General features: G+C 59.6%; 13 protein-coding genes. 6 read left to right on the top strand and 7 right to left on the bottom strand.

Annotated features, from left to right (window positions below; genetic code table 11):
• Window positions 1-99 precede the first annotated feature (99 nt).
• Window positions 100-1,512, top strand: a complete 1,413-nt coding sequence (gene uxaC, locus RY075_RS20115; RefSeq protein ID WP_023323772.1) for a glucuronate isomerase — start codon at window positions 100-102, stop codon at window positions 1,510-1,512.
• Window positions 1,513-1,529: 17 nt separating this feature from the next.
• Window positions 1,530-3,017, top strand: a complete 1,488-nt coding sequence (locus RY075_RS20110; RefSeq protein ID WP_015571940.1) for an altronate dehydratase family protein — start codon at window positions 1,530-1,532, stop codon at window positions 3,015-3,017.
• A 139-nt stretch (window positions 3,018-3,156) separates the two neighbouring features.
• Here RY075_RS20110 and sstT read toward each other — a convergent pair whose 3' ends face one another.
• The 4 genes from sstT to RY075_RS20090 all read right to left on the bottom strand — a co-directional run bounded on the left by sstT (window position 3,157) and on the right by RY075_RS20090 (window position 7,462).
• Window positions 3,157-4,398, bottom strand: coding sequence for a serine/threonine transporter SstT (gene sstT, locus RY075_RS20105; protein ID WP_045345572.1), 1,242 nt, complete (start codon window positions 4,396-4,398; stop codon window positions 3,157-3,159).
• A 274-nt stretch (window positions 4,399-4,672) separates the two neighbouring features.
• The gene (locus tag RY075_RS20100; RefSeq protein ID WP_003862625.1) at window positions 4,673-5,638 is read right to left on the bottom strand and encodes a TerC family protein; all 966 of its coding nucleotides are present in this window, start codon (window positions 5,636-5,638) and stop codon (window positions 4,673-4,675) included.
• Between the two features lie 251 nt (window positions 5,639-5,889).
• Window positions 5,890-6,888: a Gfo/Idh/MocA family oxidoreductase gene (locus RY075_RS20095; RefSeq protein WP_003862623.1), complete on the bottom strand. Its 999-nt coding sequence runs from the start codon at window positions 6,886-6,888 to the stop codon at window positions 5,890-5,892.
• Between the two features lie 70 nt (window positions 6,889-6,958).
• Window positions 6,959-7,462: a M48 family metallopeptidase gene (locus RY075_RS20090; protein ID WP_003862622.1), complete on the bottom strand. Its 504-nt coding sequence runs from the start codon at window positions 7,460-7,462 to the stop codon at window positions 6,959-6,961.
• An 83-nt stretch (window positions 7,463-7,545) separates the two neighbouring features.
• Between RY075_RS20090 and rlmG the strand changes: the two genes are divergently transcribed.
• On the top strand, window positions 7,546-8,682 hold the full coding sequence (gene rlmG / locus RY075_RS20085) for a 23S rRNA (guanine(1835)-N(2))-methyltransferase RlmG (RefSeq protein WP_338627944.1): 1,137 nt from the start codon (window positions 7,546-7,548) through the stop codon (window positions 8,680-8,682).
• Here rlmG and RY075_RS20080 read toward each other — a convergent pair.
• From RY075_RS20080 to lsrR, 3 genes are all read right to left on the bottom strand, one after another.
• Window positions 8,679-10,700, bottom strand: a complete 2,022-nt coding sequence (locus tag RY075_RS20080; RefSeq protein WP_302378164.1) for an NADPH-dependent 2,4-dienoyl-CoA reductase — start codon at window positions 10,698-10,700, stop codon at window positions 8,679-8,681. The two genes, rlmG and RY075_RS20080, sit on opposite strands and share 4 nt — an antisense overlap.
• A gap of 135 nt (window positions 10,701-10,835) precedes the next feature.
• Window positions 10,836-12,431, bottom strand: a complete 1,596-nt coding sequence (gene lsrK, locus RY075_RS20075; protein ID WP_214581722.1) for an autoinducer-2 kinase — start codon at window positions 12,429-12,431, stop codon at window positions 10,836-10,838.
• 32 nt (window positions 12,432-12,463) lie between these two features.
• Window positions 12,464-13,435, bottom strand: a complete 972-nt coding sequence (lsrR, locus tag RY075_RS20070) for a transcriptional regulator LsrR (RefSeq protein ID WP_023295481.1) — start codon at window positions 13,433-13,435, stop codon at window positions 12,464-12,466.
• Between the two features lie 215 nt (window positions 13,436-13,650).
• On the opposite strand from lsrR, the gene lsrA reads away from it, so the two are divergent.
• The 3 genes from lsrA to lsrD are packed head-to-tail and all read left to right on the top strand — an operon-like array spanning window position 13,651 to window position 17,144.
• Entirely contained in the window at window positions 13,651-15,138 is a 1,488-nt protein-coding gene (gene lsrA, locus RY075_RS20065) for an autoinducer 2 ABC transporter ATP-binding protein LsrA (protein WP_232962720.1), read from the top strand.
• A complete protein-coding gene (gene lsrC, locus RY075_RS20060; protein ID WP_063401878.1) occupies window positions 15,135-16,166 on the top strand; it encodes an autoinducer 2 ABC transporter permease LsrC in 1,032 nt (343 codons plus the stop codon). The genes lsrA and lsrC overlap by 4 nt, the downstream gene beginning before the upstream one ends.
• The gene (lsrD, locus tag RY075_RS20055) at window positions 16,167-17,144 is read left to right on the top strand and encodes an autoinducer 2 ABC transporter permease LsrD (RefSeq protein WP_045345576.1); all 978 of its coding nucleotides are present in this window, start codon (window positions 16,167-16,169) and stop codon (window positions 17,142-17,144) included.
• Window position 17,145 lies beyond the last annotated feature (1 nt).

The raw sequence follows: 17,145 nt of genomic DNA, 5'->3' as shown, positions 1-17,145 counted from the left end.
TAACTCACGAAAAAAACGTCGGACTCTGGAAATTGGTGTGATAACTTTGCAGCATCTGAACATAAGCTTTCTGACGCTCCCGTAATGAGGAAGACGATAATGACACCGTTTATGACCGACGATTTTCTGTTAGATACCGAATTTGCTCGCCGCCTGTACCACGACTACGCAAAAGACCAGCCGATTTTCGACTACCACTGCCATTTACCGCCGCAGCAGGTTGCCGAAAATTACCGTTTCAAAAACCTGTATGATATCTGGCTGAAGGGTGACCACTATAAGTGGCGCGCAATGCGCACCAACGGCGTGGCCGAGCGCCTGTGTACCGGCGACGCGACCGATCGCGAGAAGTTTGACGCCTGGGCCGCTACTGTTCCCCACACCATCGGTAACCCGTTATACCACTGGACGCACCTCGAACTGCGTCGTCCGTTTGGTATCACCGGCAAGCTGCTCTCTCCCGCCACGGCGGATGAAATCTGGGATCAGTGCAACGACCTGCTGGCGCAGGATAGCTTCTCGGCGCGCGGCATCATGAAGCAGATGAACGTGAAGATGGTGGGCACCACCGACGATCCTGTCGACTCTCTGGAGCACCACGCGGTTGTCGCGAAGGACAGCACGTTTGACATCAAAGTGCTGCCAAGCTGGCGCCCGGATAAAGCCTTCAACATCGAGCTGCCGACCTTTAACGACTATATGGCGAAGCTGGCGGAAGTGTCTGACACCGATATCCGTCGCTTTGGCGATCTGCAAACCGCGCTGACCAAACGTCTGGATCACTTTGCCGCACACGGCTGTAAAGTGTCTGACCACGCGCTGGACGTAGTGCTGTTCGCGGAATCCAGCGAAGCTGAGCTGGACAGCATTCTGGCGCGTCGTCTCTCCGGCGAAGCCCTGAGTGAGCACGAAGTGGCGCAGTTTAAAACCGCGGTACTGGTGTTCCTCGGTGCGGAATATGCCCGCCGCGGCTGGGTTCAGCAGTATCACATCGGCGCGCTGCGTAATAACAACCAGCGTCAGTTCAAACTGCTGGGCGCGGACGTGGGCTTTGACTCCATCAACGACCGTCCGATGGCGGAAGAGCTGTCAAAACTGCTGAGCAAACAGAACGAGCAAAACCTGCTGCCAAAAACCATCCTTTACTGCCTGAACCCACGCGATAACGAAGTGCTGGGCACCATGATCGGCAACTTCCAGGGCGAAGGGATGCCGGGCAAGATGCAGTTCGGTTCCGGCTGGTGGTTTAACGATCAGAAAGACGGCATGGAGCGTCAGATGACGCAGCTGGCGCAGCTCGGCCTGTTGAGCCGCTTCGTTGGCATGCTGACCGACAGCCGCAGTTTCCTCTCCTATACCCGCCATGAATATTTCCGCCGCATTCTGTGCCAGATGATTGGCCGCTGGGTGCACGCGGGCGAAGCGCCAGCGGATATCCAGCTGCTGGGCGAAATGGTGAGAAACATCTGCTTTAACAATGCACGTGACTACTTCGCCATTGAACTGAACTAAGGCCGTTTGAGGTTGATATGCAATACATCAAAATCCATTCGCTGGATAACGTTGCCGTCGCGCTGGCCGATTTAGCCGAAGGGACGGAAGTGACCTTCGACAACCAGTCGGTGACGTTACGCCAGGCCATTGGACGTGGACATAAGTTTGCCCTGATCCCCATCGCGAAAGGGGAGAACGTGGTGAAGTACGGTTTGCCCATCGGTCATGCGCTGGCGGATATTGCGCCGGGTGAATACATTCATTCCCACAATACCCGCACCAATCTCAGCGATCTGGACGAGTACAGCTATCAACCTGACTTCCAGGCAGAAGAAGGACAGGCGGCCGATCGTGAGGTGCAGATCTACCGCCGCGCCAGCGGCGAGGTGGGGATCCGCAATGAACTGTGGATCCTCCCGACCGTCGGCTGCGTGAACGGGATCGCGCGTCAAATTCAGACGCGTTTCCTGAAAGAGACTAACAATGCTGAAGGCACCGACGGCGTGCATCTGTTCAGCCACACCTACGGTTGTTCCCAGCTGGGCGACGACCACATCAATACCCGCACCATGCTGCAAAATATGGTGCGCCACCCGAACGCGGGGGCGGTGCTGGTGATTGGCCTCGGCTGTGAAAACAATCAGGTTGACGCCTTCCGCGATACGCTGGGCGAGTTCGATCCTGAGCGCGTGCACTTTATGGTGTGTCAGCACCAGGACGACGAAGTGGAAGCGGGCGTTGAACAACTGCACCAGCTGTACGAGGTGATGCGTCACGACAAGCGCGAGCCGGGCAAGCTGAGCGAACTGAAGTTTGGCCTGGAGTGCGGCGGGTCTGACGGGCTTTCCGGCATTACCGCTAACCCGATGCTGGGCCGCTTCTCGGATTATGTGATTGCCAACGGCGGCACCACGGTGCTGACCGAAGTGCCGGAGATGTTCGGCGCAGAGCGCATTCTGATGAGCCACTGTCGCGACGAAGAGACGTTTGAGAAGACCGTCACCATGGTGAACGACTTCAAACAGTACTTCATTGCCCACAATCAGCCGATTTACGAGAACCCGTCGCCGGGGAACAAGGCGGGCGGAATCACCACGCTGGAGGAGAAATCCCTCGGCTGCACCCAGAAAGCGGGCGCGAGCCAGGTGGTTGACGTTCTGCGCTACGGCGAGCGCCTGAAAACGCACGGTCTGAACCTGCTGAGCGCGCCCGGTAACGATGCGGTCGCCACCAGCGCGCTGGCGGGAGCCGGCTGCCATATGGTGCTGTTCAGTACCGGACGCGGTACGCCGTACGGCGGATTTGTGCCAACGGTGAAAATCGCCACTAACAGCGAACTGGCGGCGAAGAAAAAGCACTGGATCGACTTTGACGCGGGCCAGCTGATCCACGGAAAAGCGATGCCGCAGCTGCTGAGCGAATTCGTGGACACGATTGTGGAGTTTGCCAGCGGCAGGCAGACCTGCAACGAGAAGAACGACTTCCGCGAGCTGGCGATCTTTAAGAGTGGTGTGACGCTTTAAGTCGGGTGCGGGCTGGTGCCCTCACCCCGGCCCTCTCCCACAGGGAGAGGGTGCAAACACTAAAAACGGCAACACATGTTGCCGTTTTGCATTTACCTTGTAGGCCCGGTAAGGCGTAGCCGCCACCGGGCTTTTCTTTTTAACTGCGCAGGGCGTTCTTCGCTAAACGCGCATCTTCCGCCTGACAGGCTGCGGCGGTAAACAGCACGTCGGTAGAGGAGTTCAGCGCAGTCTCGCAGGAATCCTGCAATACGCCGATAATGAAGCCGACCGCGACAACCTGCATGGCAATCTCGTTCGGGATACCGAACATGTTACAGGCCAGCGGGATCAGCAGCAGCGATCCGCCCGCCACGCCGGATGCGCCACAGGCACACAGTGATGCAACGACGCTCAGCAGCAGCGCGGTTGGCAGATCCACCGGAATACCCAGCGTATGCACTGCCGCCAGGGTCAGCACGGTGATGGTGATCGCCGCACCCGCCATGTTCACGGTCGCACCCAGCGGGATCGACACGGAATAGGTATCGCGATCCAGGTTCAGCTTCTCCGCCAGCGCCATGTTGACCGGAATGTTTGCCGCCGAGCTGCGGGTAAAGAAGGCATACACGCCGCTCTCGCGCAGGCAAGTCAGCACCAGCGGATACGGGTTGCGGCGGATCTGCCAGAACACCAGCAGCGGGTTGATCACCAGCGCCACCAGCAGCATACAACCGACCAGGACGACCAGCAGCTGCGCGTAGCCCCACAGTGCGTCGAAACCGGTAGTGGCCAGCGTCGAAGAAACCAGACCAAAGATACCGACTGGTGCAAAGCGAATCACCAGCTTCACCATGAAGGTCACGGCATTGGACAAATCGTTGACCAGGTTTTTCGTGGTCTCGTTGCCATGACGCAGCGCGAAGCCCAGACCAATCGCCCAGACCAGGATGCCAATGTAGTTTCCGCTCATCAGTGCGGTGATGGGGTTAGAGACCATGCTCATCAGCAGGCCGCGAAGGACTTCCACAATCCCGGACGGCGGGGTGATATCACCGGCCGCGCTGGTCAGGTGCAGCGTAGACGGGAACAGGAAGCTAAACACAACGGCCGTTAAGGCAGCAGAGAAGGTTCCCAGCAGATACAGGAACAGAATAGGGCGAATGTTGGTTTTTTGTCCGTGCTGGTGGTTGGCAATCGACGCCATCACCAGCATCAGCACCAGTACCGGGGCGACGGCCTTCAGGGCGCCCACAAACAGCGTCCCGAGCAGTCCCGTGGCCTCCGCGGCAGGTTTCGACACCATGGCCAGCAGAATACCCAGTACCAACCCGATCAGAATTTGTTTTACAAGACTGCCCTGCGCCAGGCGCGCGAACAGACCGCGTGATTGTGTGCTCATACGTTATTCCTGAGTGAAATTGCGTTCCATCCTGGATGTGCTCTAAGTCACATTTATTTCCGGATGTAAGTAAATGTTTGCCTGGTCGAGTATAGGGAATACGTGAAAGGAGGGAAGCGTAAAATGCTGGATTTTACGTGTTGCGTCATGTTTTTTAACTATTGGTTAACGAAAGCGCCGGGTAGCGCTACGCTTACCCGGCCTGCATTGCATTTCCCCCTCTCCCTGTGGGAGAGGGTTGGGGTGAGGGCATCAGCCCGCACCGAACGTTGCACTAAACCTGCTGCTTCTTATCGTGCTGGCGGTTAACCCAGGTATTGATAATCAGCGTCACCAGCAGAATGCCAAACACCACGCCGAGCGAAATGGCGATCGGGATATGGTAGAAATCGACGATCAGCATCTTGATACCGATAAACACCAGAATCACCGACAGGCCGTACTTCAGCATTGAGAAGCGCTCTGCCGCGCCTGCCAGCAGGAAGTACATCGCACGCAGGCCGAGGATGGCGAACAGATTCGAGGTCAGAACGATGAACGGGTCGGTGGTAACTGCGAAGATAGCCGGGATACTGTCCACCGCGAAAATCACGTCGCTCAGCTCGACCAGAATCAGCACCAGCAGCAGCGGGGTGGCGAACAGCAGGCCGTTCTTACGCACGAAGAAATGCTCGCTCTCGATCTTGTCCGTCATGCGCAGATGACCCCGGAACCACTTCACCAACGGCTTATCACCGATACCGGTATCGTCTTCTTTCGCCAGCGCCATTTTGACCCCGGTGAACAGCAGGAACGCACCAAATACATACAACAGCCATTCGAACTGGGTAATCAGCCAGCTACCGGCGAAGATCATGATGGTACGCAGGACAATAGCGCCCAGAACGCCGTACACCAGCACGCGGCGTTGCAGAGCCGCAGGCACGGCGAAGTAACTGAACAGCATCAGCCAGACGAAGACGTTATCAACCGCCAGTGCTTTTTCAATCAGATAGCCGGTGAGGAAGGCGAGTGCCTGAGGATCGGCCACCGCGCGGCCTTCGGTTGAGGCCAGATACCACCAGAAGGCGGCGCAGAAAAGAAGTGAGAGGGTAACCCATACCAGCGACCAGACGGCGGCTTGCTTGACGCTCATGCCGTGTTCGCCGCGACGACCCTGCAAAAAGAGGTCGATCGCCAGCATGATGAGCACGACAACCGCGAATCCGCCCCACAGCATTGGAGTGCCGACAGAATGCATACTATTTTCCTTACACATAAAAAACAAAAACGGCTATGGTCAGAAGACGATAGCCGTTAGCTTTTTATGCATAGACCTCGCCTTCCGGCAAGGTCTCACTTACAACCTCGAAGGTTGCCCGGCGACCGGATGCGGTTTTGCACGCATCGTAATGACGATCCACCGGCGAAGAAGTTACTCCCCTTTGCAGGTAACAAATTATGTCAGACCATCGGTTTCGTCAATGGTCTGCACGATTTCATTACACAGCTTTACGCGACGGCTTCCACATTCACGCCGTCTGCGGGGAAAATCACGCCAGTCTGTCGGCGGATCTCCGTTTGCAGCTTCGCCGTGGTGCGGCTGATTGCCAGCCCCGGGTGGTTCACTTCGTTGTCTTCTACCAGACGGGCGAAGACCTCTGCCTCATAGAGCATAGTGTTAATATGCTGAGGCTGCGTCAGCTCCTGCGCTTTGCCGCCGCGGGGAACGATGCTTAGCTTCTGGCATTCGGAGATTTTTTCGATCACCAGCGAGCCGTCTTCGCCCTGAATTTCGCTTGGCAGTACGGAGTCACTGACCTTCGAGTGCTGCAACGTCACGCTGAAATCACCGTAGTCCAGCACCACAACGCCATGTGCATCCACGCCGCTCTCCAGCAGGCTGGCGGTGGCCGTTACGCCGTGCGGTTCACCCCACAGGGCGACCGCAGAGGCCAGGCAGTAAAAACCGATATCCATAATCGAGCCATTCGAGAAGGCCGGGTTAAAGGTGTTCGGATTTTCGCCGTCCAGGTAGCGCTGGTAGCGCGAGGAATACTGGCAGTAGTTGATAAAGGCTTTACGCACTTTGCCAATTTTCGGCAGGGACTGCTGCAACAGCAGGAAGTTCGGCAGGCTGGCGGTTTTGAACGCTTCAAACAGCACCACCTGGTTTTCCCGGGCAAGCGCAATGGCGGCTTCCACTTCCTCAATATTCGAGGCCAGCGGCTTCTCGCAAATCACGTGTTTTTTGTGGCTGAGGAACAGCTTCGTTTGCGGGAAATGCAGAGAATTCGGGCTGGCAATATAGACCGCGTCAATGGCGTCGCTTTGCGCCATCTCATCGAGCGAGGTGAACAGATGTTCAACCAGGTAGTCATTCGCAAAACTCTGCGCCTGCTCAAGGCTGCGGGAATAGACTGCGGTGAGCTTATATTTGCCGGTTTCGTGGGCGGCGTCGACGAACTGGCGCGTGATCCAGTTCGTACCGATGACTGCGAAACGTATCATAAACGTTTACGTACTCCGTAGCAGGGAACTTAAAACCACTGTAGCACGTCATCATGACATTTCGCGTGCGCTACTGCGCATTACTCTTTAACGATAAATGCGTCAGCCACAAACGGGTATCAAACTCCAGCTGGTGGTACTGTGGCTCCATGTGGCAGCACAGGGAATAGAAGGCTTTGTCGTGCTCTTTCTCTTTCAGGTGCGCCAGCTCGTGCACCACGATCATCCGCAGAAAGGCTTCCGGCGCATTGCGAAAGACGGTCGCGACGCGGATCTCCGCTTTAGCCTTCAGCTTGCCGCCCTGCACGCGGGAGATGGCGGTATGCAGGCCGAGCGCGTTTTTCAGCACATGGATCTTATTGTCGTACATCACCTTGTTGATCGGCGGGGCGCTCTTAAGATACTGGTTTTTCAGATCCTGCGTATACTGCCAGAGGGCTTTGTCAGTCGCGAAATCATGCGTGCCCGGGTAGCGTTTTTCCAGCACCGCACCGAGCTTTCCCGCGGCAATCAGGTCACGAACCTGGGAAAGTAAATGCTCCGGATAGCCCTGGAGATAAGTCAGCTGGTTCATCAAAACCCCAAAATAGTGTGAAAACGGGTATACTCACGCACCCTTTTCAGGGATACGCCAAATTTTACCATTCAGGAGGGCCGATGAGCCACTTAGACAACGGTTTCCGTTCACTCAACCTTAAACGTTTCCCGGAAACGGACGACGTGAACCCGCTTCAGGCGTGGGAAGCGGCGGATGAATATCTGCTGCAACAGTTGGATGAGACTGAAATCAGCGGCCCGGTTCTGATCCTGAATGACGCGTTTGGCGCGCTGGCCTGCGCGCTGGCGGAACATGCGCCTTACAGTATCGGCGATTCTTACTTAAGCGAACTGGCGACGCGTGAAAACCTGCGCCATAACGACATCGAAGAGTCCAGCGTGAAGTTCCTCGACAGCACCGCGGACTACCCGCAGGCGCCGGGCGTGGTGCTGATTAAGGTGCCAAAAACCATGGCGCTGCTGGAGCAGCAGCTGCGCGCGCTGCGTAAAGTCCTCACGCCAGAAACCCGCATTATCGCGGGTGCCAAAGCGCGCGATATTCACACCTCGACGCTGGAGCTGTTCGAGAAGGTCCTCGGCCCGACCACCACGACGCTTGCCTGGAAAAAAGCGCGCCTGATCAACTGCACCTTCAGCGCACCGGCGCTGGCCGACGCGCCAGAAACGCTGAGCTGGAAACTGGAAGGTACCGACTGGACCATCCACAACCACGCGAACGTCTTTTCCCGTACCGGTCTGGATATCGGGGCGCGTTTCTTTATGGAACATCTGCCGGAAAATCTTGAGGGTGAGATTGTCGACCTGGGCTGCGGCAATGGCGTGATTGGCCTGACGCTGCTGGCGAAGAACCCGGAGGCCAGCGTGGTGTTCAGCGACGAATCGCCAATGGCGGTGGCCTCCAGCCGTCTGAACGTGGAAACTAACCTGCCTGAAGCGCTGGATCGCTGCGAGTTTATGATCAATAACGCGCTGTCGGGCGTAGAGCCTTTCCGCTTCAACGCGGTATTCTGTAACCCGCCGTTCCACCAGAAGCACGCCCTGACGGATAACGTCGCGTGGGAGATGTTCCACCACGCGCGCCGCTGCCTGAAAATCAACGGCGAGCTGTATATCGTGGCGAACCGCCACCTGGACTACTTCCACAAGCTGAAGAAGATTTTCGGCAACTGCGTCACCATTGCCACCAATAACAAATTCGTGGTGCTGAAAGCGGTGAAGCTGGGGCGTCGTCGCTAAATAACCAGTGCAAGCTGGGTGCCCTGCGCAATCGCCCGCCGCGCATCCAGCTCCATCGCCACGTCGCACCCGCCGATCAAATGCACCGTTTTACCCGCTTCGCGCAGCGGATCGGCCAGATCGCGCTTTGGCTCCTGTCCGGCGCACAAAATCACATGATCCACGCGCAGCAGCTGCGGTTCACTACCGATCATCACATGCAGCCCGTCGTCGTCGATCTTCTGGTAGCTCACCGCCGGGATCATCTTCACCCCGCGCGAGAGGAGGGTGGCGCGGTGGATCCAGCCAGTAGTTTTACCCAGCCCTTCACCCGGCTTGCTGGCCTTACGCTGGAGCATCACGATCTGACGCGGGCTTTTCGGCAGCTGCGGCCCTTCCGGGCGTAAACCGCCGGACTGACTGAGACTGGTATCAATGCCCCATTCCACGCAGAACTCAGCGATGTTCTGGCTGGTGGCTTCGCCCGGCTGGCTTAAATACATCGCGGTATCAAAACCGATCCCGCCGCAGCCGATAATCGCCACCTTCTCGCCAACCGGCGCTTTGTCGCGCAGCACGTCCAGATAGCTCAATACCTTCGGATGATCGATACCCTCGATCGCAGGGGTGCGCGGGGCGATACCACTCGCGAGGATCACCTCGTCGAAACCGATCAGATCCGCCGCGCTGACAAACTGGTTAAGCCGCAGCTCGACGCCCGTCAGCTCGATCATCCGGCGGTAGTAGCGCAGCGTTTCGTAGAACTCCTCTTTGCCGGGGATCTGTTTGGCGATATTAAACTGCCCGCCAATCTCCCCCTGCGCATCAAACAGCGTCACGCCGTGCCCGCGCGAGGCGGCATTGACCGCAAACGCCAGGCCCGCCGGGCCAGCGCCCACCACGGCCAGGCGTTTTTTATTGACCGTCGTAACCACCGGCATTTTGGTTTCATGGCAGGCGCGGGGGTTAACGAGGCAGGAGGTGACTTTGCCAGCGAAGATTTGATCCAGACAGGCCTGGTTACAGCCGATGCAGGTGTTGATCTCATCCGCACGGCCGCTTTGCGCTTTGGAGAGCAGTTCGGCATCCGCGAGGAACGGACGCGCCATCGAGACCATATCGGCGTCGCCGCGGGAGATCACATCGTCCGCCACCTGCGGGTCGTTAATGCGGTTAGTGGTCACCAGCGGAACGGAGACTTTGCCTTTCAGCTTGCGCGTTACCCAGCTGAACGCCGCACGCGGCACCGGCGTGGCGATGGTGGGGATGCGCGCTTCGTGCCAGCCAATCCCGGTGTTGATAATGGTGGCACCGGCGGCTTCAATTGCCTGCGCCAGCTGCACGGTTTCGTCGAAGGTGCCGCCGCCTTCCACCAGGTCGAGCATCGACAGGCGGAAGATGATAATAAAATCCGCACCCGCACGTTCACGCACCGCGCGCACCACCTCCACGGCAAAACGCATCCGGCGGGCATAGTCGCCACCCCATTCGTCGTCGCGCTGGTTGGTGCGTGCGGCGAGAAATTCGTTAATCAGATATCCTTCAGAGCCCATCACCTCCACGCCGTCGTAGCCTGCTTCCCTTGCCAGCGCGGCGCAGCGGGCAAAATCGTCGATCAGCGCCAGGATCTCGTCGTGGCTAAGGGCGTGAGGAGTAAAGCGGTTAATCGGCGCCTGAATAGCCGAGGGGGCAACCAGGTTCGGTTGATAGCTGTAGCGCCCGGTATGCAGAATTTGCAGGGCGATTTTGCCGCCCTCGCGGTGGACCGCGTCGGTCACAATGCGGTGGTGCGACAGTTGTGACGCATCATTCAACACCGCGCCGCCCTCCATCGTCACCCCGGAAGGGGCAGGGGCCACGCCGCCGGTGACAATCAGCGCCACTCCGTGGCGCGCGCGTTCGGCATAGAAGGCTGCCAGACGTTCAGCCCCGTCCGGACGCTCCTCCAGCCCGGTGTGCATTGAGCCCATCAGCACGCGGTTTTTGAGGGTGGTGAACCCCAGATCGAGAGGGGCGAATAACGACGGGTAGCGGCTCATAGTCTCTTCCAGTGTAAAATTATTGTTATGTGGTCGGATGAGTTACTAATTTAGCCAGCGGGGAGTAAAAGGGAAAAGGGGAATGCGGTGAATGTGATGGGATTCAAATATTGGTGTGGCCTGATGCCCTCTCCCTTAGGGAGAGGGCCGGGGTGAGGGGGATGCCCGCACCAGCCCCGGTGCCTGCCACATCGACGTGGTCAGCCCGCTGTCCACCAGCCCGAGCTGGTCGGCGTACACCGCCTGCCATTTCTGCATCATGCCGTCGTACAGTTCCCGGTGCTGCGGGTTTGGCGTGAACTCGCGGCTCCACTTCACCAGCCGCTCGCCCGTCGAAGCCATATCCGCAAACAGCCCCGCGCCAGCTCCTGCGGCAATGGCACAGCCGAGCGCCGTTGCCTCTTTAACTTCCGGCACGCGCACCGGCAGGCCGGTAACGTCGCTTAAAATCTGACTCCACAGGGCGCCTTTGGCCCCGCCGCCCGCAAACACCAGACTCTCAAACGTCACGCCGGAGAAGCGCGAAATCTGCGCCAGGTTGCAGGCCGAGACGATCGCCGCGTTCTCCTCCAGAGCGCGGAACAGCGTCGCTTTGTTGCACTTTTCCGGGTCGATGGAGAGGTTAATAAACGACGGCGCGGCGTGATACCACTGCTTAAAATGCATCGCGTCGGAGAAGATTGGCATCACGCCGTGGGAGCCCGCCGGGACGCGGCTCGCCATCTCTTCCAGCAGGGAATAGGTGTCCATCCCCATCCGCTCGGCAATCAGCTTTTCCTCGGCGCAAAAGGCGTCGCGGAACCAGCGCATGGTTAGCCCGGTAAAGAAGCTGATCGACTCCGCCTGTGCCATGCCGGGGATGACGTGCGGGTTTACGCGGATGTTCATCTCAGGATCGGTGCGCACCTGCGGCAGGTTAACCACCTGCTGCCAGAAGGTGCCGCCCAGCACCGCCGTTTGTCCGGCGCGGACCACGCCCAGCCCCAGACAGCCCAGCTGCACGTCGCCGCCGCCCATCACCACCGGCGTGCCTTCACGCAGGCCGCACTGCTGCGCGGCCTGTCTGGTTATCGCGCCCAGCACGGTGCCGGTCTCTTTCACCGGGGAAAGGATATCGGCGCGCAGCCCGGCCATGTCGAGCAGCGCCGGACGCCAGTCGCGGGAGAAGAGATCCAGCATACCGGTGGTGCCCGCATTGGACGGGTCGACCGCCAGCTCGCCGGAGAGCTTCGCCGCCAGCCAGTCGCTGATCATGGTGATAGTCGCAGCCTTGCGGTAAATATCCGGACGGTGGTGCGCCAGCCACAGCAGGCGCGGCATGGCGCTCAGCGCCAGCGTCTGGCCGGAGACCTCATACACTTCGGATTCAAAACGGTAATCGTGGATCTCTTTGAGTTCAGCCACCTCGCGGCTGGCGCGGGCGTCGACGTTGGCGCAGGCCCAGATAGCCTCGCCGTTGCGGTCGTACAGCACAATCCCTTCGCGCATCGAGCAGCAGGCGACGGACTGAATATCCGCCGCGCTAAGCCGTGCGCGCTCCAGCGCCTGCTGAATACACCGGCAGGCCAGCCGCCAGTTGGTGTCGAGGTCGAACTCCATCGAGCCCGGCACGTTCTCCACGCTCAGGTGCTTCCACTCGGCCTGGCCAACGGCAATCTGGTTGCCCTGTAAATCGAAAATCACGGCGCGAACGCTGCCTGTCCCTGCATCTAACGCTAAAAGGTAACTCATGAGCTTGCCTCGCTGTTAGCGCAGGGCTGCTCTTATCCGGCCAGAGCCAGCACCGCGCGGGCTGTCGTCTCTTCCGTCACCAGGCCATTAATACGGCGACCTTTCAGTGCGGCATAAATCGCATCGGCTTTCTCTTCCCCTCCGGCCACGCCGACGATGGTGGGCAGCTGCGCCAGTTCATCGAGCGTGACGCCCAGTAATTCTTTGTGGATCTCCAGCTCCTCGACGCATTCCCCTTCGGCATTGAGGAAATAGCCGAGGATATCGCCCACCGCGCCTTTACGGGCGTACATCAGCTGTTCACCTTCGCTGATATAGCCGGAGCGCAGGATCGTTGCGTCGCGGCGCTGGTTTACCGAGCCAATCCCGACCACCGCCACGTCAGCCGCGGTGGCGGCGAGGATCACGTCCCGCACGCTGGTTTCGCGCTTTAAGATCCCGGCGACTTCAGCGGATGACACGCGAAGCGGGGCGGGGATCATGCTGACGCTACAGGCTGCATCCAGCTGGCCGATACCGGTCATATACGGCCCGACGCCGCCGGAGAGCGTCACCAGGCGGATCTGCTGCGAGCTGATAAAGCCGCTTAAGTGTTGCAGACTGCTCATGGTGGTTTCTCCGAACCCCACCGCTAACAGCTGGCCGGGCTCCAGCACGCCCATCAGCGACTGCGCCGCGCCAATGCCCAGCCGCACGTTCATCGGCGGGGTATTCAGGGCAGGCATCACGCGCACCAGCTTCAGGCCAAAGCGCTGCTGTAGCTCGGTTTCCAGCGCCAGGCAGCCCTCGTAGCGGGAGTTGATCTGCACGCGGATCACCCCGGACTGACGGCCTTTCTCCAGCAGGCGGGAGATTTTTAATCGCGGCAGCCCGAGCCGTTCGCCGATGTCGTTCTGGGTCAGCCCGTCGTGGTAGTAGCACCAGGCCACGCGCGCCACCAGCTCCTCTTCCGCCAGTGCCAGCCCGGCAAACCGTCCTTCTTCCGCAGTGCGTTTATCGCTCATAATTGAACTCTTATAAAAATTTAGATCATATGTTCGTGATGGCGCGACGTGAAAATGTGAGCCACGCGACAAAACAGATCATTTCGATCGATTCCGGTTTATCTAAATCTCAATCGATAAAATTGTGATCCCTGCACGGTTGTAAATATAGTTCACCGTCTACGCTTTTGAACATTATTAAATCTAAAAATCATTTGTTCAATAGCGGAGCGATGATGACACCACTTCTCGACGCGCGTGATATCAGCAAGCAGTTTTCAGGCGTACCGGTCTTAAAAGGCATTGATTTCACGCTGCTTGCGGGGCAGGTGCATGCGCTGATGGGCGGTAACGGCGCGGGAAAATCGACGCTGATGAAGATCATCGCCGGGGTAGAAACCCCGGATAGCGGTGAACTTTCGGTGGCGGGTGAGTCTTTTACACGGCTTACCCCGGCTCAGGCGCACAGGTTAGGCATTTATCTGGTGCCGCAGGAGCCGCTGCTGTTTCCCAACCTGACGGTGCGGGAAAACATCCTGTTTCGTCTGCCGCGAGAGCGCGATCGGGAAAAACGTCTGGCGGAAAAACTCCGGCAATTGCAATGCCAGCTTAACCTCGACGCCACCGCCAGCACCCTCGAGGTGGCTGACCAGCAGATGGTGGAGATCCTGCGCGGGCTGATGCGCAACGCCAGAATTCTGATCCTCGATGAACCCACGGCCTCGCTAACGCCCGGTGAAACCGAACGGCTGTTTCGCCAGATCCGCGCCTTGCAGGATCTTGGCGTCGGGATTGTTTTTATCTCGCATAAGCTGCCGGAGATTCGGCAGCTGGCGAGTCACGTCTCGGTGATGCGCGACGGCGCCGTGGTGCTCAGCGGCGAAACCGCGCAGTTTGACGATAACGCCCTGATCGCCGCCATGACGCCGGTAAGCCGCGAGAAATCCCTCAGCGATACGCAAAAGCTGTGGCTGGCGCTGCCGGGCAACCGTCGCACCCAGCCGCAGGACTTTCCGGTGCTGCGGGTGGAGGATCTTACCGGGGAAGGGTTTATCGATCTCAGCCTTGAGATTTACGCCGGGGAGATCGTCGGCCTGGCCGGGTTGGTAGGCTCCGGGCGCACCGAGTTTGCCGAAACGCTCTATGGCCTGCGGCCTGTGCGCGGGGGGCGCGTCTGGCTGGAGAACCAGGAGATCACCACCGATCCGGTCAGTTCACGCCTGCAAAAAGGGCTGGTCTATCTGCCGGAAGACAGGCAGGTGTCCGGCCTGTTCCTCGACGCGCCGATCCGCTGGAACACCGTGGCGCTGAACGAGCCGTCGCTCTGGCAGCAGCGGAAAAGAGAGTCCGCGGTGGTGGAGCGCTATCACCGGGCGCTGGGGATCAAGCTCAACCATGCGGATCAAACCGTGCGCACGCTCTCCGGCGGCAACCAGCAGAAGGTGCTGCTGGCGCGCTGTCTGGAGGCCAACCCGCTGCTGCTGATCGTCGATGAACCGACGCGCGGCGTGGACGTCTCGGCGCGCGCCGATATTTATCAGCTGCTGAAAAGCGTGGCGGCGCAGAACGTGGCGGTGCTGATGATCTCAAGCGATCTCGATGAGTTTCCCGGCCTCGCGGATCGGGTGCTGGTAATGCATCAGGGCGTGCTCAGCGGCGAGCTGCCGCGCCACGCCGTCAGCCTCGACCGGATGATGGCGCTGGCGTTTGGAGGGCAATCATGAAGATCTTACTGAAAAACCGCGAGCTGAGCGCGTTTCTCGCCATTCTGGCGCTGTTCGCCGTGCTGGTGGCGCTGAACCCGTCGTACCTGAGCTTACAGACGCTGGGGATGATCTTCGCCAGCGCGCAGATCCTGATCCTGCTGGCGATCGGCGCGGCGCTGGTGATGCTGACCCGCAATATTGACGTCTCCGTCGGCTCCACGGTCGGGTTGTCCGCCATTGCCGTCGGCGTGGCGCTTAACAGCGGCTACAGCCTGCCCGTTTCCATTCTCTTCGCGCTGTCGATCGGCGCGCTGGCCGGGGCGTTCAACGGTTTTCTGGTGGTGGGCCTGCGCATTCCGGCGATTGTCGCCACCCTCGGCACGCTGGGGCTTTATCGCGGGGCGATGCTGCTGTGGACCGGCGGGAAGTGGATTGAAGGGCTGCCGCCGGGGCTGAAATCCCTCTCTGAGCCTGCCGCCGTCGGTATTTCGCCGCTCGGCATGCTGGTGTTGATTATCGCGGCCACCGGCGCGTGGACGCTGTCGCGCACCGCCTTTGGACGTAATTTTTACGCCGTGGGGGATAACCTCACCGCCGCGCGCCAGCTGGGCGTGGCGGTGAACCGCACCCGCATGATCGCCTTTACCCTGAACGGCCTGCTGGCGGCCTGCGCCGGGATCATCTTTGCCGCGCAGATAGGCTTCGTGCCCAACCAGACCGGCAGCGGGCTGGAGATGAAAGCCATCGCTGCCTGCGTGCTGGGGGGCATCTCGCTGCTGGGCGGCACCGGCACGCTGGTCGGTGCGTTCCTCGGCGCGTTCTTCCTCACCCAAATCGATACCGTGCTGGTGCTGTTCAGGCTCCCGGCGTGGTGGAACGACTTTATCGCCGGGCTGGTGCTGCTGGGCGTGCTGGTGCTCGACGGGCGTCTGCGTCAGGCACTGGCGCGGCATCAGCGGGCGCTGAAATACAGCCGTTTCCAGCCCGGTAACAAAGGGGGAAAGCACGTTACCCCGTTTCCCAAACGCAAAAAAGAGGTGGCGTAAATGAGGCTTAACTGGGAAAGCGCGCTGCTGATTTTACTGGTGCTGGAGATCCTGCTCTTCGGCGCCATCAACCCGCGCATGCTTGATATCAACATGCTGCTGTTCAGCACCAGCGACTTTATCTGCATTGGCATCGTGGCGCTGCCGCTTACGCTGGTGATTATCAGCGGCGGGATCGACATCTCCCTCGGCTCAACCATCGGCCTGTGCGCCATCGCGCTGGGGGTGATGATGCAGGCGGGGTGGCCCATGACGATCGCCGTTCCGCTGACGCTGCTGCTTGGCCTGCTGTGTGGGCTGGTGAATGCGGCGCTGATCCACTACACCGGCATTAGCCCTTTAGTCATTACCCTCGGCACGCTCTACCTCTACGGCGGCGGCGCGCTGCTGCTCTCCGGCATGGCGGGGGCGACGGGCTACGAGGGCATCGGCGGCTTCCCGGACAGCTTTACCGCCTTCGCTAACCTCACGGTGCTGGGGCTGCCGATCCCGCTGGTGCTGTTCGCGGTGATTACCGCCTTCTTCTGGCTGATTACCCACCGTGGGCGCTTTGGTCGGCACCTGTTTTTGATTGGGCAGAACCCGCGCGCGGCGCGCTATGCGGCGCTGCCGGTGAACGGCATGCCCTACGCCCTGTACGGCCTGGTGGGCGTGGCCTCGGCGATTGCCGCGCTGGTGATGGTCTCCTATTTCGGCTCTGCGCGTTCGGATCTGGGGCGCGATTTGCTGATGCCCGCGCTCACCGCCGCCGTGCTCGGCGGAGCCAATATCTACGGCGGGTCAGGTTCTGTTGTCGGTACGGCGCTGGCGGCGCTGCTGGTGGGGTATCTGCAACAGGGTTTACAGATGGTCGGCATCCCCAACCAGGTGTCGAGCGCGCTGTCGGGGGCGCTGCTGGTTGTGGTGGTAATGGGGCGTTCGCTGAGTCTGCACCGCGAATGGGTGCGATCTCTCTTCAGAAAACTATCCGGAGCGTAAG

The organism is Enterobacter sp. JJBC (assembly GCF_036936505.1).
Taxonomy (GTDB): domain Bacteria; phylum Pseudomonadota; class Gammaproteobacteria; order Enterobacterales; family Enterobacteriaceae; genus Enterobacter; species Enterobacter hormaechei_C.
The sequence above is the reverse complement of the archived record's forward strand: the minus strand, read 5'-3'. Positions and strand labels throughout refer to the sequence as shown.

What these genes read in the sequence shown, in the direction of transcription:
- RY075_RS20110 (WP_015571940.1), top strand. Translation starts at nt 1,530, where the DNA reads ATGCAATACATCAAAATCCATTCGCTGGATAACGTTGCCGTCGCGCTG.
- sstT (WP_045345572.1), bottom strand. Translation starts at nt 4,398, where the DNA reads ATGAGCACACAATCACGCGGTCTGTTCGCGCGCCTGGCGCAGGGCAGT.
- lsrC (WP_063401878.1), top strand. Translation starts at nt 15,135, where the DNA reads ATGAAGATCTTACTGAAAAACCGCGAGCTGAGCGCGTTTCTCGCCATT.
- lsrK (WP_214581722.1), bottom strand. Translation starts at nt 12,431, where the DNA reads ATGAGTTACCTTTTAGCGTTAGATGCAGGGACAGGCAGCGTTCGCGCC.
- lsrD (WP_045345576.1), top strand. Translation starts at nt 16,167, where the DNA reads ATGAGGCTTAACTGGGAAAGCGCGCTGCTGATTTTACTGGTGCTGGAG.
- RY075_RS20080 (WP_302378164.1), bottom strand. Translation starts at nt 10,700, where the DNA reads ATGAGCCGCTACCCGTCGTTATTCGCCCCTCTCGATCTGGGGTTCACC.
- lsrA (WP_232962720.1), top strand. Translation starts at nt 13,651, where the DNA reads ATGACACCACTTCTCGACGCGCGTGATATCAGCAAGCAGTTTTCAGGC.
- rlmG (WP_338627944.1), top strand. Translation starts at nt 7,546, where the DNA reads ATGAGCCACTTAGACAACGGTTTCCGTTCACTCAACCTTAAACGTTTC.
- RY075_RS20095 (WP_003862623.1), bottom strand. Translation starts at nt 6,888, where the DNA reads ATGATACGTTTCGCAGTCATCGGTACGAACTGGATCACGCGCCAGTTC.
- RY075_RS20090 (WP_003862622.1), bottom strand. Translation starts at nt 7,462, where the DNA reads ATGAACCAGCTGACTTATCTCCAGGGCTATCCGGAGCATTTACTTTCC.
- lsrR (WP_023295481.1), bottom strand. Translation starts at nt 13,435, where the DNA reads ATGAGCGATAAACGCACTGCGGAAGAAGGACGGTTTGCCGGGCTGGCA.
- RY075_RS20100 (WP_003862625.1), bottom strand. Translation starts at nt 5,638, where the DNA reads ATGCATTCTGTCGGCACTCCAATGCTGTGGGGCGGATTCGCGGTTGTC.
- uxaC (WP_023323772.1), top strand. Translation starts at nt 100, where the DNA reads ATGACACCGTTTATGACCGACGATTTTCTGTTAGATACCGAATTTGCT.